Source organism: Roseateles sp. So40a (genome assembly GCF_048081605.1).
Lineage (GTDB): Bacteria > Pseudomonadota > Gammaproteobacteria > Burkholderiales > Burkholderiaceae_C > Roseateles.
In genome coordinates, this window is the sequence record NZ_CP182288.1 from 2,089,382 (window position 1) to 2,109,181 (window position 19,800).

General features: G+C 72.7%; 13 protein-coding genes. All 13 read right to left on the reverse strand.

Annotated features, from left to right (window positions below; all coding sequences use genetic code 11):
• Window positions 1-35: 35 nt before the first annotated feature.
• From ACNI65_RS09670 to ACNI65_RS09730, 13 genes are read right to left on the reverse strand one after another with little or no spacing between them, the layout of a single operon-like run.
• Entirely contained in the window at window positions 36-1,595 is a 1,560-nt protein-coding gene (locus ACNI65_RS09670) for a DUF4157 domain-containing protein (RefSeq protein WP_416762650.1), read from the reverse strand.
• Window positions 1,592-4,207: an Ig domain-containing protein gene (locus ACNI65_RS09675; protein ID WP_416762651.1), complete on the reverse strand. Its 2,616-nt coding sequence runs from the start codon at window positions 4,205-4,207 to the stop codon at window positions 1,592-1,594. The genes ACNI65_RS09670 and ACNI65_RS09675 overlap by 4 nt, the downstream gene beginning before the upstream one ends.
• Window positions 4,204-5,613 (reverse strand): ATP-binding protein, encoded by a 1,410-nt coding sequence (locus ACNI65_RS09680; protein WP_416762652.1) that lies wholly within the window; start codon window positions 5,611-5,613, stop codon window positions 4,204-4,206. The genes ACNI65_RS09675 and ACNI65_RS09680 overlap by 4 nt, the downstream gene beginning before the upstream one ends.
• Window positions 5,597-8,242, reverse strand: a complete 2,646-nt coding sequence (locus tag ACNI65_RS09685) for a contractile injection system tape measure protein (protein WP_416762653.1) — start codon at window positions 8,240-8,242, stop codon at window positions 5,597-5,599. Before ACNI65_RS09685 ends, ACNI65_RS09680 begins: the two co-directional genes overlap by 17 nt.
• The gene (locus ACNI65_RS09690; protein ID WP_416762654.1) at window positions 8,239-10,911 is read right to left on the reverse strand and encodes a hypothetical protein; all 2,673 of its coding nucleotides are present in this window, start codon (window positions 10,909-10,911) and stop codon (window positions 8,239-8,241) included. Before ACNI65_RS09690 ends, ACNI65_RS09685 begins: the two co-directional genes overlap by 4 nt.
• Complete coding sequence (locus tag ACNI65_RS09695; protein WP_416762655.1) at window positions 10,908-11,801, reverse strand: hypothetical protein; 894 nt, start codon at window positions 11,799-11,801, stop codon at window positions 10,908-10,910. The genes ACNI65_RS09690 and ACNI65_RS09695 overlap by 4 nt, the downstream gene beginning before the upstream one ends.
• Window positions 11,798-15,661, reverse strand: a complete 3,864-nt coding sequence (locus ACNI65_RS09700) for a hypothetical protein (RefSeq protein ID WP_416762656.1) — start codon at window positions 15,659-15,661, stop codon at window positions 11,798-11,800. Before ACNI65_RS09700 ends, ACNI65_RS09695 begins: the two co-directional genes overlap by 4 nt.
• A 13-nt stretch (window positions 15,662-15,674) precedes the next feature.
• Window positions 15,675-16,094 (reverse strand): GPW/gp25 family protein, encoded by a 420-nt coding sequence (locus tag ACNI65_RS09705; RefSeq protein WP_416762657.1) that lies wholly within the window; start codon window positions 16,092-16,094, stop codon window positions 15,675-15,677.
• A gap of 1 nt (window position 16,095) precedes the next feature.
• The gene (locus ACNI65_RS09710) at window positions 16,096-16,395 is read right to left on the reverse strand and encodes a PAAR domain-containing protein (protein ID WP_416762658.1); all 300 of its coding nucleotides are present in this window, start codon (window positions 16,393-16,395) and stop codon (window positions 16,096-16,098) included.
• Between the two features lie 21 nt (window positions 16,396-16,416).
• On the reverse strand, window positions 16,417-18,210 hold the full coding sequence (gene vgrG, locus ACNI65_RS09715) for a type VI secretion system tip protein VgrG (RefSeq protein ID WP_416762659.1): 1,794 nt from the start codon (window positions 18,208-18,210) through the stop codon (window positions 16,417-16,419).
• 11 nt (window positions 18,211-18,221) lie between these two features.
• On the reverse strand, window positions 18,222-18,950 hold the full coding sequence (locus ACNI65_RS09720) for a CIS tube protein (RefSeq protein ID WP_416762660.1): 729 nt from the start codon (window positions 18,948-18,950) through the stop codon (window positions 18,222-18,224).
• A 2-nt stretch (window positions 18,951-18,952) separates the two neighbouring features.
• On the reverse strand, window positions 18,953-19,246 hold the full coding sequence (locus ACNI65_RS09725; protein WP_416762661.1) for a hypothetical protein: 294 nt from the start codon (window positions 19,244-19,246) through the stop codon (window positions 18,953-18,955).
• 22 nt (window positions 19,247-19,268) lie between these two features.
• Entirely contained in the window at window positions 19,269-19,778 is a 510-nt protein-coding gene (locus ACNI65_RS09730; protein ID WP_416762662.1) for a phage tail protein, read from the reverse strand.
• Window positions 19,779-19,800: the final 22 nt, after the last annotated feature.

Consider the following 19,800-nt stretch of genomic DNA (forward strand, 5'->3'; position numbering starts at 1 on the left):
CTCGGGAGGGTGACTTAGGTAATCGGACGGGGCGGTCAGTCGGTGTTGTCCGCTCCGTCCCCCTTTTTCGGTTCCACGACGACGGGCTTGGGCGTCTCGAGTTCTCGTCGCTTGTCCACCATCAACTGGCCCCGGGCGGAACGCCCGTCGTCATAGACGGATTTCTTGCCCTCCGGCCCGGCCCAGTGATGGACCATCGATGCCTTGGACACGTTGTGCGCGACGATTTCCATGTTGCGGTAGCCGCTCATGGCGACCTTTTCCGCCTGTTTGTCGGTCTTGGTGCTGTCCCACCTCGTCACCGGCGGCAGCTTGCCGGGCGCCAAGGGTTCCTTGTGTCCGTCGGTGGGATTGATCTGCCACTGAGCGCCGAAGCTGTCCTTGGGCAGCTGCGCCAGGTCCACCAACACCGCGCCGTTGTGCTCTCCAAAGGTCTCGTGATCGTTGCTGAGGATCGGCCGCTTCGTGGACGTGTGGCTGAACGCGAACTGGTTGCCTCCGCCGCCCATGCTTTGCTGGAGGTACTCGCGGTGGTTCCAGCTCAGCGCGTCGGTGGCCGTGGTGCCGCCGGGCAGCAGAGCGTCCTTGTGGTTGACCAGATCGCCGTAGGTGCCGTAGCCGGTGGGCGTCAGGCCCCCGGGCTTGTTGATGTCGTCCCGGCGGTTCAGCTCGCGTCGCACGTAGCGCGACACGAAGGTGCCGCGGCGGTCCTGCACGTACTCCTTGTTGTTGTCCGGACGCTTGAAGACGCCGGGCGTTTCCGCCAGCTCGGTGCCGTAATACGCCGAGCCGCTCTTGAGCGCATCGGAGGCGCCGTAGGACTCGGCCAAGGCCTTGATCGCCAACTCGTACTTCTGCCGGATGCCCGCGATGTCCGTGTTGAAGGTCGTGTCACGGGAGGTGGGATAGGTGTTGGGTTGACCGCTACCGTCGTCCTTGACCCAGTTCGCGGTCTTGACCCGTTTGGCTTCCCGCTTGGCCGCCTTGAGGTCTTCGATCTTCTTGGCGATCTCGTCCTTCTTTCCCTTCGTCTTGTCGTGATCGAGGTCGATCCGGGACTTGCGCTGCACCGGCGCCGCGCTCATCGCCCGCGTGCCCATCACGTCGGCTTCGCGCTCGAGCGAGACGTGGTCGTTGACCGGCACGCCACCGCCCATCGTCGTGGTCGGCTTCACCCGGCCCTGCGCCTGCTGCACCACATGCCAGGCCTCGTGCGGCAGGTGCTGCTCCTGACCCGGCGCGAGGTGGATGTCGCGCCCTTGCGCGTACGCATGCGCCTCCAGCTGCGCCGGCTTGGACGACCCGTAATGCACGCGCACGTCTCCGAGGTCCTGACCCGACATCGCTTCCAGCCCCGCGCGCAATTGCGCCGGCAGGCCGCCGCGCTCAGGAGCTGCTTCCGCCGAGGTCGCGGCATGCGACGCCTCCGACGCCGGCTCGCCGCCTCGCAAGCGCTTCAACTGCGCGGCCTGGCGGACCATCCGCGCGCTGTCTGGCGGCGCCGTCGCGGTCTCTGGCATCGCAGCGGATGAGACAGCCGATGCGGCTGCCGGTTGACGATCCCCGGCCGCCTCCTTGGTGTCGTGTCGCTTCATGGCTTCTCCACCTTGCGCTTGAGCAGGGTCCTGACGAGGAACACCACCATCGCGGCCACCAGCAGGCCCATCAGCGCGATGCCGTTGCGCAGGAAGGCCATCGCGGGGTCGCAGGCCGTGAGCGCGAAGGCCACCAGCAGCGGCGGCAGCCCCGCCAGCAGCGCCACGCGTCCGAATCGCCGCCGCCATTCGCAGTTCAGCTGCAGTGCGACCCACACCGCGATCCCGGCCAGGACCAGCAGCTCCAGCAGCAGCCGCAGCCCCCAGCGGTTGGGGCAAACCCAATTGCACAGCGAGGACAGCTGACCCGGCTCCGCCCCTGGCCCGAAGACGTTGCCCAGCGCCGCCAGCTTGGGCGCGTCGAGCATCTTGTCGTCCAGCGGCGCCGGCCAGAAGCCGAGGCCGCCGAAGTTGTCCTGCGCGTAGACCATGTCGTCCTGGAACTGCTGCGCGTCCGGCGAGGGCAGCTGCAGCACGGGGATCAGGCTGCGCAGGAAGATCCGCCGGTCCGTGCCGTGCAGCGCCGCACTGTCCTCGGCGAGCTGGCGCAGCAGCTTCTTGGACAGCGCCGTGGGCTCGGGCATCAGCACCAGCACGCGCAGCTCGACGTTGCTGCCGCGCTGGTAGTCCGACTGCGTGGCGACGATGCGCCCGTTGACCACCGTGGGCTGCTCTACCGCCTTGAGCAGCTCGAACAGCGCGGGCACGCCGAAGCTCGGATGGTCCTGCAGCATGGGCAGGGTCACCACGAGGTTGATCGTGTAGGTCCGGCGGCGATGCCGCCCCATCTCCTCGGCCAGCGCGCGGACGAAGGCGGGATAGAACTCGGCGAAGCGCGCGGCGGCCTCGCCGGCCGCGGGCGGTTCCTCGATCACGATCGTCACGCCGTCGCCCAGGTACTGGCGCTCGGCGAAGAACGGCATCCACGCCTTGACGTCCTCCCACCAGCCGGGCAGCGGCGTGTCGAGGATCTGGCGCGTGCGCGCCGCCAGCTGGCGCGGCAGCTGCTGCCGCACCGTGGGCCATTGCTCCGCGGTGGGCAGCTGCAGGAAGCGCCAGTCATTGCCATACAGCCCGACGTCCAGCCGGGTGCCGTGTCGGCGGGCGGCGCGCGCGAAGGCGGTCTGCTCGGTGGAGCTCGACCATCCCTGCGGCAGCGCGATGTCGCTGCCCAGCGGCAACGCGAAGACGCTCATCCGGTTGATCAGCCCGAAGTTCATCGCCTGCGGCTGGACGTCGTTCATCCACGTCGGATAGAAGGCGTAGATCGGCTGGTCGCCGTGCTCGCCGTGATCGGCGGCGCAACCGCAGCCCGCGCTGCCGGTCCAGTCCAGCGGCTTGGCGGGCAGCAGCGGCCGCTCGCGTTTGGCGGCATCCGCCAGCCAGGGTTCCAGCCCCGGCGGCAGCAGCCAGGTGCGCACCGACGCCACCGGCAGCTCGCCCGAGGCCGCCGCCGACGCCGCCGCGGCATACGCCGCCGCGGCCTCCGCGGCCAGCTGCTCCTGCCTCTCTTGATCCGCGCGCCGCGCCTTGAGGGTCGAAGGGGGCGAGGGGTTCGAGGGAGCGGGGACGCGCGTGGCGGCGGTCGCCGTGCAGGACGCGAGGAAGGCCTCCGGATCCTGCGCCGTCTGCTTGCGTCGGCGCGCCTCGTCGGCGATCACCCGGCCCATGTGCGCGCACACGCGCATGCGGACAGCGGCCAGGAAGAGATCGCGCGACGGAAACTCCTGCGTCTGGAGTGGGGCCAGCGCCACCATCAGCTGCGCCTGCTGCGGCTTGCTCCAGTTCAGATCAGGCGGCACCGCCGGCAGCGGCGGCGGCGCCGACGCCGCGGGATCCGGCGGCTCGACGATGGGCGGATCGGTGCCCGCGTCCACCGCGGCGTTGCGGGCCGCCTCGTCGCCCAGCGCCTTGAGCGCCTGCTCCGGCAGCTGGTAGGTCGTCACCGAGGGCTCGCGCTGCGCGTGCGGATCGCTGACGGCGTCCAGGGTCGTGAGCCGGCTGAGCGCGGACGAGGCGGCCGATGCGGGCGCTGAAGCGGGTTTGGCTGGAGTGGGCGGCTTGGCGGCCTCGACCGCCCGCACGCGCAGGTCGAAGGTCTGGCGCAGACGCACGCCTGCCTGGTCCTGCACGGCCACGGTGAAGCGGCTCAGCTGGACCTGCTCCGGCACGCCCGACACGAGCCCGCGCGCGCCGAGCATCAGCCCGTCGGGCAGAGCGCCCTCCAGCAAGGTGAATTGATACGGGGGTCGGCCGCCCTCGACCGCGATCCATTGCGAATAGGCCTGACCACGGCGCGCCGCGGGCAAGGGCTCCGGCGCCCGTGCGAGCCGCAGCGGCGCGTCGGCCGCGCAGCAGGCCGAGCCGCAGGCGCCGGCAGCGCCCGAGCCCGATCCTGGCAGCGAGGACGCCGCCGAGACCGGGCAAGCGGCCGGCGCGGACGCAGGGGGCACTGCAGAGGCCTGCGGCACTGGCGTGAGGACGGTTGCCGCGGGTGCGCGCAGCGGCGTTGTGGTGACGGCAGCGAAGGCGGTCGCGCAGAGCGAGGCGACCAGCGCGATCGCGATCGCGAGCGCGGCGGGACGCCGCAGCGGCGGGGCATGAGGGCTCACAGCGTTCTCCCTTCCTTGCCCAGCTCGCGGGCGATGCCGGCGCGCAGCTCGGCCGGCGAGATCCGGTCCCGGCCGCGGCGCAGGCTGGCCAGCGCCGCGTGGCGGATCACGTTGGCGATCGCGCCGCCGGACAACGCGTAGCGCTGCGCCGTCACGGCGAGGTCCACGTCCGCGCTCCAGTGCCGCTCGTCGAGCATGCCGCGCCACAGGCGCAGCCGCTGCTCGGCGTCGGGCAGCGGGAAATGCACCATCGACTGGAAGCGCCGCGAGAAGGCCTCGTCCAGGTTGCCGCGCAGGTTGCTGGCCAGGATCACGATGCCGGGGAAGTCCTCGATGCGCTGCAGCAGGTAGGCGATCTCCTGGTTGGCGTGGTGATCGTTGGCGCTCTGCGCCGCGCCGCGCTTGCCGAACAGCGCGTCGGCCTCGTCGAAGAACAGCACCCAGTGCCGGTTCTGCGCCTGGTCGAAGACGCGCGCGAGGTTCTTCTCGGTCTCGCCGATGTACTTGGACACCACCATCGACAGGTCGATCCGGTAGACGTCCGCCCCGGCCGACTGCCCGATCAGCGTCGCCGTCAACGTCTTGCCGGTGCCCGGCGGTCCGTGGAACAGCGCGCGGTAACCGGGCTTGAGCGCCCGCGCCAGACCCCAGTCGCGCATCAGCCGGCCGCCGTCGCGCATCCACGCGCGGATCTGCTCCACCTCGTCCATCACCTCCGGCGTCAGCACCAGGTCGTCCCAGGTCAGCGGGCTGGTGATGCGGCGCGCGGGGAACTGCAGGCTGTGGTCGGGCTTGTCGGCGTCGCCGGTGCACAGGCGCTGCAGCGCCTCGTCGCTGAGCAGCAGCAGCCCGGCCAGGCGCGGCTCGCCCGGCGGCGGACTGTCCACGCGCAGATAACCGGCCTCGGCCAGCGGATGCGCGCCGTCCAGCCAGGCCAGCAGCGCGATGCGCGCGGGCAGCGACTCGCCGGCGACGAGGAAGGCCGCGGTCTCCCCGGTGGGCAGGAAGCCGCCGTGCGCATACGCCTTGACGCCACCGAACTCGGTGAAGCCGCGGTCCAGATGCTGATTGCGCATGAAGAGGAGGTCCAGCGCCGCGGGGCGCAGATGCGTCGCCAGCGCCAGCGCGAGCACCACGCGCTGCGCCGCGGTCAGCGCGAAGCGATCCACCCAGCGGCGCAGCTCGCTGTCCTCGGGCAGGTCCGGCGCGTCGGACAGCACGTCGTCGTCGGGGCGCTCGTGGACGCGCGCATCGGCCCCTTCCTGGGCAGGCTCCTCGGCGCGGAAGTGCCCGGCGAGCCGCCGGTCCAGCGCGCGGGCGAACCAGTCCAGCTCCAGGCGCAGCGCGCGCGTGTGCGCGTTCTCGGCGGCTTCTGCGGCCTCAGCGATTTCAGCGCCAGTCCACATGCAGCGCTCCTTGCATCCAGGGCAGGCGGATCGTGTGGAAGCTCCACGGCATCCGGTCCAGCAGCACGTCGAAGCCGCGCGGCTGCACGCGCAGGCGCCAGCGCGGCGGCTCGCCCGCAGGCACGCGCTCCTGCTGCAGCCGGCCCTGGCGCTGCAGGAAGCTCTCGCGCAGTCCGGCCACCGAGGTCCGCCCCAGCGCCGACCAGTGCGCGATCACCGCGCCCAGCAGCTGATCGAGCAGCGTGTGGCGCTCCTCGTCGAAGGGCGCGGGGGCGGGCAGCACCGTGTCCGCGGCGACGCCGCACAGCAGGCGCGACAGGACGGTGCAGCTGTCGTCGGGCGGGGCCGGTTCGCGTCCGTGGCACAGCGTCTGCAGGCACTGCACCGCGGTCGCCCGCGCGGCGTCGTCGATGAACTGGCCGTCGCGCACCAGTTGCAGATGCTTGAACAGGCGCTCGGCATAGGCGGCGAGCAGGACCTGGCCCGCGTCGTCGACCCAGACCGGTTCGGGCCGGCCATCGGACCGGACGGGGCGCGCAGGTCGATCAGTTCGATCAGGTCGATCAGGGCGCGCGGATGGGTCTAGCCGGGCGACAGCAGACGCGGCGAGCCGGTGGCCGGCTTCATCGCGCTGATCGGGCTTGTCCATCTCGTCGACCTCGCCCGCGTCGTCAGGCTCGTCGTCCGGCAGTGCATCCTCCAGGTAATGGCGGCGCAGCGAGGCCGCGTCCGGGCTCAGACCGCGGATGAACAGGTGTCGGCACAGGCGGCGCCAATGCTCGGCGAGCGCGGCGGCGGGCTCGCGCACCAGGCCGCGCAGCCAGCCCTGCAGCCGCCCGGCGCGTTGACGCAACGGGCCGGTGACGGCGCCGAACTGCGCCTGCAGCATCGACCAGCGGCGGTCCTCGGTCAGCAACTGCAGCCAACGCTCGCAACCCTGCGCGGTCTCCAGCAGGCGCGCCAGGCGCAGCCGCTGCGGCCAGCGCCAGCGGCCCTCGCGGCATTCGCGCTCCAGGTGGAGCAAGGCGTCGCCGGTCGCGTCGCCGGCCTCGCGACGGCGAGGGCGGGGCTGCGGCGGGTTGTCCTCGGCCGCGGCCTTGGCGCGTGAGGCGGCGGCCGAGGCGGCAGTCGAGGCGGCCGGCGTCGCTTCCCAGCGTCGGGCGTCCACGCTCGCCCGCCGCCACAGGGCGAGCCAGCCCGCGTGCTGGTCCGGCGCCCGCCGCCCCTCGGCGAAGTGGCGCAGGCTGGCCTGCATCAGCAGCGCCATCAGGCGGCTCACGCCAAGGCGTTGCCCCGCCGGCGCCTCGCGCTCCAGCCGCAACGCGGTCTGGCGCAAGGACTCCGCCCAGTGCTGGCCCGCCGAGCCGGCGAGCGCGGGCAACGGCCGAGGGCTCATCGCCTCGAGCAGCAGCGCCAGGCTCGCCGGCGGCAGCGTGAGCGACCAGGTGCGGCGCTCGCGTCGTTGCATCGCCCATGCGCGCAGGCGGTGGCGCAGCAGCATCGGGTGCGAGGCGGCGAGCTGCGTCAGCAGATGCCGCAGCCGCTCCCCCTGACCGGGCCGGCGCTCGCGCAGCAGGGCCTGCAGCTGGATCAGCGCCTGCTCCCAGGTGCGTCCCGGCGAGGCCGAGGCGGCGTCCGGCGATGTGCCTGTCAATGTGCCTGCCGATGATGTGCCCGGCGATGCGCCCGGCACCTCGTCGGCAAGATCCATCGGGAAGCGGTCGTCGCTCGGCGATCCCGTCGCGCCGGCCAGGGCGGCGAGGTCCTCACGCCAGCGTCCGCCCAGCGCGTCGGCGAGCAGCCGCCGCCATCGCGCGATCAGGGACCGGCGTCCCCGGCCGCCCAGGCCTGCGGACCCGGTGGACGCCGTCCCGCGCGCGGCCCACAGCCCCTCGAGCGCGGCGACGCGCAGCGCCTGCTGCAGTTGCCCGCGTTGATAGGCGCTGAGCCGGCCGCGACCCTGCAAGGGGATCAGCACCTCGTCATCCAGGCGCGTCAACGTGGTCGCCAGACGAGGGTCGCGCTGCGCGATCAGCGCTTGCAAGCCGTCGTGCGGCGCGATCCGCGACAGGCGCGCGAGCAGCCGGTCTCGCGCGCGATCCTGCGACAACGCTCGCCACAGCGCCGCGCCCTGGCGTTGGGCCAGGCGCGCCAGCCACAGCGACAACGCGCGCCGCCCGCCCAGGTTCACGCCCCAGGGCAGTTGGCCGTGGCGCAGGTAATGCAGGAACTGGTCGACCTCGTGCCGCTCGCCGTCGCGGTGCTCGATGGGCAGGGGCCTCACGGGTGAGCCGCTTGTTGTCGTCGTTCCCGTCTCCATCGTCGGCGTGGCGCGCTCTAGTTCGCGGCGCAGCGTCCGAGTCAGCCGGTCGAGCCACAGCCGCTCGTCCTGCCGGGCCTCCACCACGCCCAGGTCCAGCGTCAGGCGGGGCAGCACCCAGACCTGTCCCGGCGGGCAGACGCCGTCGAAGGCCGCCTCGATCGCGGCGAGGCCCTCATGGCGCAGGAACACCATCAGGCGATCGTGCAGCTCGAAGCCGCGCCGGGCCTCGCGCTCGTTGCGGTGGTCGAGCTCCAGACGCATCGTCTCGATGCGATGGACCTGGGGCAGGACAAGCGGCGCGTTCATGAAGAGGCCCCTGCCGCGCGCGAGGCATGCCGAGGTCGTTGCCGTGCATGCCAGCGCCGCAGCCAGCGGCTGAGCACCGACGCCGCGTCGTCCAGCGGCTCGATCAGCGATGCCGCGTCTCCGCTGAGCAGCCCTTGCTCATACGCCAGTCGCCGCTTCAGCCAGGCCTGCCACAGCGCCTCGAAGGCCAGCATGTCCGGCGCGTCGAGCCAGACCAGCGTGCAGCGCAGATGGACGGGCGCCTCGCGCTCCAGCGCCTGCGCGGCGATCTGGCGGAAGCGCCGGTCCTGGCCGCGCGCCGTCCAACCCGCCATCACGACGCTGACGCGCTGGTCCGCCGCGAGCGGCTCGGTGGCGCTGCCCGTGGCGGGCGTGGGGGGCGTGGCCATCGGTCGCAGCAGCAGGTGTTCCACCAGATGCAGGCCCTCGCCGTCGGCCTGCATCAGGCAGGCGGCGGCGTGGAACTCGCGGGCGAAGCGCCGCGCGGCGTCGGGAGCGAGCGCCTCGGCGAGCACCCAGTCGCGCTCCGTGTCGGCGGCGAGTCGCAGCTGACCCGTGTCCGGATCGTGGCGGAACCGGGACGGATCCACCGCCGCGCGCAGCATCGCCAGGGGCACCGCGGTCTCGTGATGCGCGTCGGCCCAGGACTTCAGCCGCCGCGCCAGCGTGCCCCAGTGCACCTGCGCGTTCGGCAATCTCGGCTCGGACGGATCGAGCAGCGGTGATGTCGGCGCGGCGGCTGCAGCTTGCCCTTGCCCTGGCCCTGGCCCGTGTCCATGCCTCGATGAGGAGGTCTCGCCGCGCCGGCGCGCGGGCGGTCGATGAAGCCGCTCGCGCTCGAAGCGCAATCCCGCCGCTTGCAGCATCGCCAGCACGCGCGTGAGCGCCCGGCTTTCCGTCCTGGCCAGACCCAGCATCAGCCCGAGCCGTTCCTGCAGCGGCGGCGTGTTGTCGCGCTCGCCCAGCAGCGGACGGCTGAGGTCGGCCCCGGCGCCGCGGTCGCGCCCCAGCCGGATCACGCGCCGCATGAAGTCGCGCTTGAGCAGGAGGAGGTGGCGCGGCCACGCGTCCGGCGCGTGGTAACGCGGCAGGCCGTCGAGCACCGTCTGGTCGAGCGCCTCGCCATGCAGCGCCAGCTGGAAGTCGAGAAAGCGATGGCGACGGCCGAGCCGGTCCGCGTCCAGCGAGGCGTCGTCCTGGGCCTGTCGCCGATCGACGAGGTACAGCGACTCGATGTCGGCCAGCTGCGCGTTGCCCGGCCACTCGTGCCAGTAGCTGCGGAGCTCCGGATCATCGAGCGCGAAGAGCCGCGGCAGTTGCTCGCGCTGCTGCTGCGCCTGGTTGAGCCCGACCTCCAGCAGCGCCGCGTAACCGAGCCACTGGTGGCGCAGCCCGGGTTGCGTGGCCTCGCGCAGCCGCAGGGCCTCGTCATACAGCGGCGGCAGCGCGCTGACCGCCGCCAGGTGCCCGTCGCGACGAGCGGGCAGCGGCGGTGGCGCCATCACGCTGGCAGCGGTGGCAGTGCCGATGCCCATGCCCACGCCCGCGGTGGCGGCGGCGCTGAGATCCGATGACTGGGCGCCTTGCAGGGCCGTGTCGCGCGCGTGATCGGCGCGCCGTTGAAGCGCGAGCTGCGCCAGCAACGCGTCCTCGGTCAGCTGCACGCGCAGCCCGTCGCGGCGGATCACCCAGCCGCGCAGCTCCTGTGGCGTCGACGGCCAGCGCAGGCGCAGCGCCCAGTCCCGGCCGCGACGGGCGACGCTGCCCGGTGGCGCGGTGGTGTCCTCGGGGCGATCGTCGTCGGGATCGACCGCGCGCAGCCACAGGCCCTCGACGCTCGCCACGCCGGGCACGTCCTGCAGCAGGCGGCCCAGGTCGCTGGCGTAGAGGAAGTCGTCGTCCTCGGCCAGCCAGCGGCGCTCGGCGCGGGTCGTCGGCCGGCCCATCGGACCGCCCGGCAGGTCGGGATCGTCGGTGAGACCGGGCGGCGGATCGGGATCGTCCTGACCGTCGAGCGGCGTCTGCACGCGCCGCGACACGCCCGCGTCGCAGCGGCGCAGCACCTCGGTCAGCACGTCGCCCAGGTCCTGCTCGGTCGCCACGCTCAGGTGCAGCTCCAGCCGCACCCAGCGCGGCGCGAGCAGCCGCGGCGGCTCGGCGAGGTCCTCGCCCAGCGCCCGCGTCGCGTGGAAGACCCGCAACGCGCGCTCGCGCAATCGGCGGTCGTCATCGGGCCGGTCGGTGCCGGCCTGCAGCGTCATCCGCCACAGACCCGTGGCGCGGCCGCGCCAGTCCTTGAGCGCGTTCATCGCGAGCTGGCGCGTGCCGGGCAGCGCATGGCCCAGCCACAGGCGCCAATCGGCCTCGCTCACCGGGCGGCACGGCAGCACCGCGTCGCGCGTGTGCAGGCCCAGCCGCTCCCACGCCGCGCGTGGCGAGCGCTCGTCCAGCCCGAGCAGCGTCGGCACCGGCTGGCGCGACGCGAAGACGTCCTCGGTCAGCGCGAAGCACAGCGCCTCCAGCATGCTGACGCCCGGGTCATGCAGGTTGTAGTCGGTCCACAGCTCGCCGCTGGCGGCCTGGGCGCGTTCGATCGCCAGCGCGCGCAGCGCGTCGAAGCCCAGCGGATCGGGCGCGGTGCGTCGCGCGATGGTGAGGGGCGCGTTCATGGATCCACCCCCCAGGTGCCATCGCGCGGATCGGTGTCGGCCTGCATCTCGGGCCAGAACCACAGCCGGCTGAGCTGCACGCGCAGCGGGACGTCGTCGCCGAACTTGCACGCGCTGCGGACCTGCAGCCAGTAGCTCTGGTCGCGGCCCTGCTTGCCGAACCAGCGCAGCTCGACCTTGTCGCAACGCCGGCCCCACCAGGCCTGCGTCTGGCGGATGCCACGCCGGCTGCCGCGGCCGGGGAACCAGCTCGGCATCGGGTTGTAGGTGCTCAGCGCGATCGCATGGACCAGCCCGAAATGTCCGCTGCCCTTGGCGCCGCCCGCGCCGGCCATCACCTCGAAGCCCTGGCAGCCCGTGAGCGGCGGCGTCAGGTCATGCCATTCGCCGTCGGCCTTGAGCTTGGCGGCGAGCGTGGCATCGATCGGGAAGGTCCCCAGGCGGCCTTGCGACGCGGCAACGCCGCGCACGTCCAGCCGCGCGCACGGTTCCAGCGTCCCCAGGCCGACCTTGCGCGACGCGTCCAGCGTCATCACCGGCACGCGCGCCCCGTCCGCGGCCGCGTCCGCGCGCGCTGCAGCCGATGCACCGGATACACCCGCTGCACCCGGCGCACTCGGTGCCCCCGTGGCGTGGAACTGCAGCTGGTCATTGACCGTGCCCAGCCGCAACTGCCACAGCGCGGCATCGGGCTGCTGATCGCGGAAGAAGCTCATCAGCGCGTCGTGGCCGATGGGCGCGTAGAGCTGCTCGCCATGCTCGACGGTCTTGCGGAAGCCCTCGTCGTTCATGTTGAGCATGGAATCGATGAGGGCCTCGAAGTGCCGCTGCGACGGCATCTGCCCGTCGCGGAAGTAGTTCTTGAGGGTCTCGCGGTTGACGGTCTTCATGCGACGGCCCGCCCGATGATGAAGCTGCCGCCGACGCTGAGCTGCGACAGGCCGCTGACGGCGGGCCGGCCGCCGGGATCCTCGGCGAGATCGAGCAGATGGCCGCGCGTGGGCAGCGCCAGGCTCCACGGCGCGCGCGGGCGCAGGGCCCGGTCTCCGCGCGCCGAGTCGCCGAAGCGGTACAGCCCCGCGTCGTCGCGCGTCACCTGCAGCAGCGAGACGCGGCCCACGGCGTCGACACCGGGCAGGGCGCGCAGGTAGGCCTCGACCTCCTCGGCGCGCAGCCGCCAGTCGAAGCGCGCGGTGAGCCCGCCGGGCCGCCACGGCGACAGGAAATCGCGCAGCGCCTGGTTGAACTCGCGCAGCCGGCGGCCGGCGGGTTCACCGTCGGCCAGGCGCAGCGTGCAGCGCACCTGGATGCGGTCGTAGGTGGCGTTGCGCACCAGCAGCGTGTGCCCCGGCGCCAGGCGCGGCAGCAGGAAGCGATGCACGCGGCGCAGCGTCGCGGCGTCCAGGCGGGGCGCCTCGGTGCCGTCGACCTCATGGCCGGGCGGCAGCGCGGGCACGACCACCACCACGACGCGCTCGTCCGGAGCGGGACTCGCGGTGCGCACGCTGCCGGTCTCGGCCTGACCCGACGATCGCGACGATCGCGGCAGGCACTTGACCTTGAAGACGCCGGGGAAGGCCTGCAGCACGAGCCGCTCGACGTCGCCGGGCGTGACCGCGCGATCGCGATGGCGCAGCCGCTCGGCCACGCGCTGCTTCCAGGCGTCGCGGTCCTCGGCCACACGCTGAGGCAGCGAGGGCCAGGGCTGGCGGATCGCCGCGAGCCCGGGCACCGGGGTCTGCGCCGCGCGGATGCTCCCGGGCGGCAGGACCTCGTCGCGCGGCGGCCCCTCCAGCCGCACCGCGACGCCGTTGACCCACACGCCCTTGACGGCCGCGAGCAGGTCCAGGGCGCCGGCCCGCGCGGCGTCGCCCAGCAGCCTCAGCCAGAACAGGCCGGGCGGGAGCGCGGGATGGTCGGCGCTCATGCCGCCGGGCAGGTCCAGCAGGACGAGCCCGCTGCGCAACAGCCCGTCGGTGGCGTCGAGCAACACGCGGTGTGGCTCCAGCGTGCGCCAGTCGCCGTCGCACCAGGCCTGCCAGCGCAGTGCAGGACCCGCGCGGCCGAGGGCCTCCACGGCCGCCTCGGCGCGCAGCAGGAAGAGCAGGCTCAGCGTGCCCGAGGGCGGCTGGCCGGACATCCCGATCAGCAGCTGGCCCTCGGCCGGCTCGGCAGGCAGGACCGTCACCGGATGTCGGCCCGGCAGCGCGTGCAGCGCCCGCGCACCGAAGGGCGTCAAGTGGAAGAGCCGGTCCGACGCGGACTCCGCCGACCCCGGGCGCGGCAGCACGCGCGCGCGCGCCGCGTAGTCCACGCGCAGGAATTCCAGCACCGGCGTGTAGGGTGGCAGCGGCACGGGCAGCGGGTCCTTGCGGCGGCTGTTGGCCGTCATCCGCTCGGCCAGCACGCGCGGATACAGGCTGTGCCCGAAGCCCGTGCGCGGCCCGTCCAGGCGCAGGCGGAAGAAGCCCTGACGGCTGCGCAGCGAGTAGTCGGCGCCGGTGGCCTCGGGCTGCGGCGCGTGCAGCCGCAGCCAGCCCGGCGAGGACAACTCGAGCGTCTGGTCCGCGTCCGCCTGGCCGGCCGTGGTCGAGGGGAACAGCGCCATCGGCGGCTGGTCCGCGTCCTGCCAGCGGCCGTCGCGCAGCAGCTCCGAGCGGAGGCGGAAGACCTCGGGCGTCCAGGGGCCGTCGGGGTAGGCGTCGTACTGCGCGGCCAGGCCGGCCGACGGCAGCGACGCATGGCGCATGCGCGCGCGCAGCCGCGTCAGCGGCTTGCGCATCAGCTCCACATGGCTGAACTGCAGATAGGCGCTGGTGTCGGGCAGGGGACCGAAGGGCAGGAAGGGCTTGCTCGGATCGAGCTGGCCGAGCTGGTTGTTCAACTGCACCGAGCGCAGGCCCTGCACGTCGACCTCCACCTGCACCGCGGCCAGGGCCAGCTGCTGCATCAGGCTGGCCGGGAACAGACGGCTGCGGCCCTCGAGCAACAGCTGCATCACCGGCTGGTCCGGCCAGCCCGGTCCATGGATCGCCGCCTTGGCGACGCCCAGCGCGGGCTGGTCCGCGCCGATCAACAGGCGAAGCTGCAGGCCCGGCGCGCCCCCGGCGGGCGAGGCCACCAGCGCCGCGCCCAGGTCCAGCCAGCCGGCGTCGCCGCTGGCGCGCACCCGCCAGGCATCGTGGAAGACGCGATTGAGCATCAGCGAGCGCTCCAGCGGCCGATCGCTGTAGAGCATCGCCAGCGGGTCATCGACGTCGACAGGCGAGGGCTGCTGCCCGGCGCGCGAGAAGACGCGCCGGGCGTGGCGGCGCAGCAGCGCGAGCGCGTCGGGATCGAGGTCCTCGGCGGTGCCGCACAGCCAGACCGCGAGCAGCCGGCCCAGGCGCCGGGACATCACCTCGGCATCGGCGCTGGCCAGGCAGCGTGCCCAGAGACAGGCGAGCCACGGTTGCGAGGCCAGCGACGGACACAGGCGGCGCACGCGCGCGAAGAGACGCTCGGCCGGCTCGCGCGGGCCGGGTTCGGGCTGTCCGGAAGCTGCCTGGGCGTGCGCCTCGAAGCGCGCGGCGGCGGCGAAGGGGAGGAAGAAGCGCTCGGCGTCGTGGTCGGGGTGGCCGTGATCGTCGTCGGTGCCATGCGAAGACCGTGCGGGCGGTGCCGGCAGGTCGGGTCCGGCGATCTCCAGCGTCAGGCGCACATGGCGCGTTCCCTCGCGCAGCAGCAGCATCGGGGAGGCGATCGCCAGGCCGAGCCGCGCCGGCGACGCGAGCACGCCCCCGCCCAGCGCGGGCCAGCTCGCGGCGCGCGTCTCGGCCGCGGCCTCGGGCGTCGGCGCCGCGACGTCGGTGGCGACGATCGCGCTGGCGTAGCCGTACTCGCGCTGCGGCGAGATCAACGGGTCGCGCAACTGCCGCAGCGTCAGCAGCCGCGCGACCTGCAGCGGCTGCAGCGTTGGGGCCTGCTCGATGACGAAGCTGCGGCTGCCGCGCGGCAGCGCCGCGACGAAGCGCTGCGACGGATCGATCGGCACGGGCTCGGCCAGCAGCGGGGCGGCCTCCAGCACCAGCCACACGCGCTGCGGACCCGCGCCCAGGCGCGGCAGCGCGAGGCGGTCGGCGTAGTAATGGTCGACCAGCCGCTCGTCGAAGGCGTTCAGCGGCGCGCGGCTCAGCTGCAGCAGCTGGGTCCAGGCCAGCAGCAGGCCGGTGGACGGATCGTGGCGGCCGCCGTCGAGCTCGCCCGCCAGGCGCTGCGCCGCGAGCTCGCGCAGCCGCAGCAGCACCCGGCACAAGGCCAGCCAGTAGAGACGATCGTCCCGCGGCGGCGATCCGAGCTGCGTGCGCAGCACCTCGCCGAGCCAGTGCGCGACCGGCCGGAAACAGAGGTCGTCGGCGGGGCGCGCCTCGGCCTGGTCCTGCAAGGCCTGGTGCCATCGCTCCACCCGGCGCGCCAGACGCAGGCAGCTCTCGCGCAGGCTCGGATCCTCGCCGGGGCCGCCCTCGCGCAACCGGGCCTGCCAGTCCGCCACCGGCAGCGTGGACAGCTCGGCCAGCAGCATCGCGCCGTCCTGCGCCAGCGCGTCGCCCCAGCGGCCGATCACGCGGCCCTGCGCGTCGACGAAGCGCAGTTGCCGCGCCAGCGTCAGCACCTGCACGAGCCGGTCGGCCACGCGCAGCTCATCCGGGCGCGCGTAGCCCGGCACCAGCGCCGATGGCAGTCGTTGGTCCTGTTGAGCGCCCGGATGCATGACCGTCGCGCGTTCAGCCGGCCAGGACCGGGTGGGTCGCCTGGTCCAGGTACAGCGGGTAGACCATGTTGTGGCGCGTGTTGGTCGTGCGCACGACGTAGTCCAGGCGCAGCAGCAGCATCCCCACGCCACGGCTCAGCTCATCGGGCGAGACGCGGATGTCCAGCTGCTCGAGCTCGATGCGCGGCTCGAAGTGCACGATGGCCTGCTCCAGCATCAGGCGCAGCTCGGTCAGCGTCTGGTCGTTGATGACCTCGAAGACCATCTGGTGCAGCCGCGTGCCGTAGGCGTGCTGCATGACGCGTTCCCCGCGGCGCGTGCGCATCAGGATGCGCAGGCTCTCCTCGATGTCCTCGACCCCGGAGACCATGACCGCGCGGCGGTCGGCGTCGAAACGCGGGGGGAAGCTCCAGCCGCGGCCCAGGAAGTTCATCTCAGCCTCCGATCATCACGGTGAACAGGCCCAGCGCGATCTGGCCGCCGTGCGCGGTCGCGTCGCCGATGCGCGCTGCCGGGCGGCCGCCGATCATGACGGTCGACGACCCCTGCACGATGGCGTCGGGCGGGCCCACGCACACGGCGCTGTCGCCGACGACTGCGGCGGGCAGCTTGCCCACGAGCACCGTGGGCACGCCCGGCCCCACGACGGGTCCGCCCACATGCGGGATCGGCGGCAGTCCGGGCGTCACCATCGGGCAGGTGTGCAGGTCGGTGAGGCGGGCGGCGGGGGGCATGGCGTTCCTCGTCGGCAGCGATCAATTGATCATGACCATCGCGCCCTTGACCGTGGTCTGTCCCGCGGCGGAGAGCTCGGCCGTGGCCGCGCCCTTGCCGGTGAAGCCCATCTTGGCGTCGGCGGTGATGTTCGCCCCGCTGGCGGAGATGTCCGCGTCGCAGGTGAGCGTCATGCCGGTGGCGGCCTTGAGCGCCATCGTCGTGCCCGCGGTGATCGAGACCGCCTTGGGACTGTCCAGCGTGATGCCCGCCGGGGCGAGCTCGACGCTGTTGCCGTTCTGGTCCTCGAGCCGGATGCGCTTGTTCTTGTCGTCCAGCACCACCGTGTTCTTCGCGGGCGTGACGATCGTGATGACCTTGTCCTCCTCGTTGAACTCGATGCGATGCAGGCAGCGCGTCACGATGGCCTTGGTGTTGTTCTTGGCCTCGGGGGCGTAGGGCATCGCGTGCTGGCTGCTGTACAGCGCGCCCAGCACGATCGGATAGGACGGGTCGTCGTTGAGGAAACCGACCAGCACCTCGTCGCCGATCTCGGGCACGAAGAAATGGCCGAAGCCCTTGGAGGCATGGGCCTGCGCCAGCCGCGCCCAGATGCCTGGCGCCTCGGCCTGCAGCGCGGGCAGGCGCAGCTGGATGCGGAACTCGCCCAGCGGGTCCTCGTCGAGCTTCATCACCACGCCCACCTGCAGTCCGCTCACGCCCGGCACCAGACCGCCGTTGGCGGGCGCGGCGACATCGGTGCGCTCGACATGCCAGTCGGCATGCCGGCCGAACTCGCCCTGGCTGATCCAGTTGCCCTGCGTCAGCTCGTGCTGCACGGCAGTCAGGTAGACACGGCCGCCGAAGCGCGCGCCCAGACCGTCCACGGACATGACCGCGCCCGGCACCGCCGCGGCATGGCCCTGGAAACCGAGGCGGCCGCGTCGGCGCGCCAGCGCCGCGCGTGTCTGCGCGGCGGCAGCCCAGGCGTCCAGCGAGTCCTTGCCCAGCGGCGCGCAGGTCTGCAGCGGCAGCGGGTCCAGCGCGACGATGGCCGCGAGGTCATCGGCGGAAAGATCGCCGCCCTGCGGCGTCTCGGCCGGCGGCTTGGACTCGCCCTGCAGGATGTCCTGCTGCGACGGATCCCAGCTCGTGGCCTGCACCGAGGACCACTGGGTGCGGGCATCGATGTCGATCTGGAAGTCGATCAGGTCGCGTCCCCAGGTGACGCCCAGCACCGGATCCGCGCCGAAGGCCGGCGGCTCGACGACGACCTTCGGTCCCGCCATGTGCAGCACCAGGCCGTTGGCGTCGGCGCGCGCGACGATGAAGTCCCAGTCGCAGCAATGGTGCTGGGCCAGTTCGGGATGCTCGTACGCGGTGGCCTTGACCTGGGCCTCCAGGCCGTGGCGATCCAGCAGCGACTGCAGGATCGCGCTGTCCTTCTGCTTGACGTAATGCGCGCTGCGCCGGCCCAGCGTCGCGCGGAAGGCCGCATGGCGGCAGTCGATCTCCAGTCGCGCGTCGTTGTTGCCGTCCACCTTGAACCCGGTGCGCACGACCAGGCCGGTGAAGATCTCGGTCGCCTCGTCGCCGTAGCCGGCCTCGATCACGATGGCCGTGCCGGGGCGGAACAGGGGACCGTCGCCCAGCGGCATCTGGCCCTTGGTCATGTCGCCGTCGGCGATGACGAGGCGCGCCCATGAGATCGCGTTCAACGCGTGCCGCACCGTGACCGACAGCAGCGGCAGCTCCGGCTGGGCCTCGCCGGCGCTGTGCACGACCACGCGCAGCGGGCCGGCGTCGGTGAGGGAAGGGCTGGGGGGAGCGGGCATGGCCGGGTGCGTCAGTTCAAGGACAGCGCGCGTGCCGCGCCGGCGGCGTGGGCGGAGATGGATGCAGAGGCAGAGGCCAGCGGCGGGAAGTGCAGCCGCAGGCCGGGCTCGAGCCGGCGGAAGCTCGACAGGCCGTTGAACGCGGCGACCTCGGGGTAGTAGCGCGCGTCGCCATAGATCCGCAGGCACAGCAGCGGCAGCGTGTCGCCGGCGACGACCAGCACGGTGTGGCTCAGGTCGGGCGACGAGGGGCTGGCGGTGCGCACCGCATCCTCGGGCGTGGCGAAGCCGGTCAGCGCCAGCGCGACCTTGGCGCGCAGCGGCGCGCCGCCGGACTTGAACAGCGTGTAGGTCGTGTCGAAGGTCGTCAGCCGGCAGTCGAAGCTGAGCGTGCCCCAGGCCACGCGCAGGTGGTTGGGCTCGTGGACCTTGCCCTGGTACTTGTAGATGACATCGCACATCGCCTTGAGCTGGCCGGCGACATCGTCGGGCTGGTCCTTGCGCGAGGGGATGACGCCGGTGCCGTCGAAGACCACGTTGAACGCGATCTTGTCCGGATTCATCGCGGAGAAACGCGCGGGGTTGCTGGTCTGGCCCAGCGTGCGGCGCGTGTTGTAGCAGATGCTGCGCGTGTGCGAGAACTCCGACGGATTGATCATCAGGCGGTACTCCTTGCCGGTCGGCTGGGGCAGGTCGCCGGTGACGTCCAGCGCGGAGAGCGTGAGCGGCTGGCTGTCCATGGTCAGCGCTCGTTGAGGTGGCGCAGCTGGTCGCGCAGCCACGCCTGGCAAGCGGCGAGGATCTCCTCCTTGAGCGCGGCCTTGTCCTCGCAGGGGTCGTCGGCACCGCCGCCGCATCCGCCGGCACCACGCGCCCTGGACCGGCGGCGTCGACGCGAGCCGCCCGGTCGGGCGCCGCCGTCCTCGTCCTCATCGTCGTTGTCGTCGTCGAGCTCGTCCTGATCGAACTCGTCCTCGTCGTCCTCGCGATCGCGCACCTGCGCGCGCAGCACCAGTTGACGGACTTCCAGGGTCATGTCGGTTCCTCGGCCGGCGGCCTCACTCGGGGTCCCAGCAGTCGCGGTAGGCGAGCTCGATCTCCTCGATCGCCACTTCGTTCTTCATCGACGCGAACGGCTCCATCGTCCAGCGCACCGGGAAGGCGCCGTTGCAGGTCCAGCTGCGCAGCGGCGCCAAGGTCGCGTCGAGCAGCTGCACCTTCACGTCCACCAGCTGCAGCGGCCGTTCCATGCCGCCGCGCAGGCTCTGCCGGCACCAGTCCACGAAGGCCGAGTCGCGCTGCACCAGCCCGCGCTTGAGCGTGAGCCGGCGCGCCTTGACGCGCGTCGGCAACTGGTGCACGAAACGGTTCTCGCCGCCTTCCACGAGCTCCTCGGTCTCCAGCGTCTGCTCCAGGCCGGCGACCTCGCTGAACGAGCAGGCCAGCGGACCGCCGCTGTTGGGCAGGCGGAGGAACTCGACCTTGAACGCGAAGGCCGGCGGTGGATCGTCCCGCCTGGGGACGTTGTCGCCCTGGAGGATCTGATGGAAGTCGACGGGCTCGGGCATGGCGGGTGGGCCGCGCGCGGCG

Bases quoted from the DNA above. Each gene is read 5' to 3' on its own strand.
- ACNI65_RS09710 (WP_416762658.1), bottom strand. From the start codon at position 16,395: ATGCCCCCCGCCGCCCGCCTCACCGACCTGCACACCTGCCCGATGGTG.
- ACNI65_RS09695 (WP_416762655.1), bottom strand. From the start codon at position 11,801: ATGAAGACCGTCAACCGCGAGACCCTCAAGAACTACTTCCGCGACGGG.
- ACNI65_RS09705 (WP_416762657.1), bottom strand. From the start codon at position 16,094: ATGAACTTCCTGGGCCGCGGCTGGAGCTTCCCCCCGCGTTTCGACGCC.
- ACNI65_RS09720 (WP_416762660.1), bottom strand. From the start codon at position 18,950: ATGGACAGCCAGCCGCTCACGCTCTCCGCGCTGGACGTCACCGGCGAC.
- ACNI65_RS09690 (WP_416762654.1), bottom strand. From the start codon at position 10,911: ATGAACGCGCCCCTCACCATCGCGCGACGCACCGCGCCCGATCCGCTG.
- vgrG (WP_416762659.1), bottom strand. From the start codon at position 18,210: ATGCCCGCTCCCCCCAGCCCTTCCCTCACCGACGCCGGCCCGCTGCGC.
- ACNI65_RS09730 (WP_416762662.1), bottom strand. From the start codon at position 19,778: ATGCCCGAGCCCGTCGACTTCCATCAGATCCTCCAGGGCGACAACGTC.
- ACNI65_RS09680 (WP_416762652.1), bottom strand. From the start codon at position 5,613: ATGTGGACTGGCGCTGAAATCGCTGAGGCCGCAGAAGCCGCCGAGAAC.
- ACNI65_RS09725 (WP_416762661.1), bottom strand. From the start codon at position 19,246: ATGACCCTGGAAGTCCGTCAACTGGTGCTGCGCGCGCAGGTGCGCGAT.
- ACNI65_RS09670 (WP_416762650.1), bottom strand. From the start codon at position 1,595: ATGAAGCGACACGACACCAAGGAGGCGGCCGGGGATCGTCAACCGGCA.
- ACNI65_RS09700 (WP_416762656.1), bottom strand. From the start codon at position 15,661: ATGCATCCGGGCGCTCAACAGGACCAACGACTGCCATCGGCGCTGGTG.
- ACNI65_RS09685 (WP_416762653.1), bottom strand. From the start codon at position 8,242: ATGAACGCGCCGCTTGTCCTGCCCCAGGTCCATCGCATCGAGACGATG.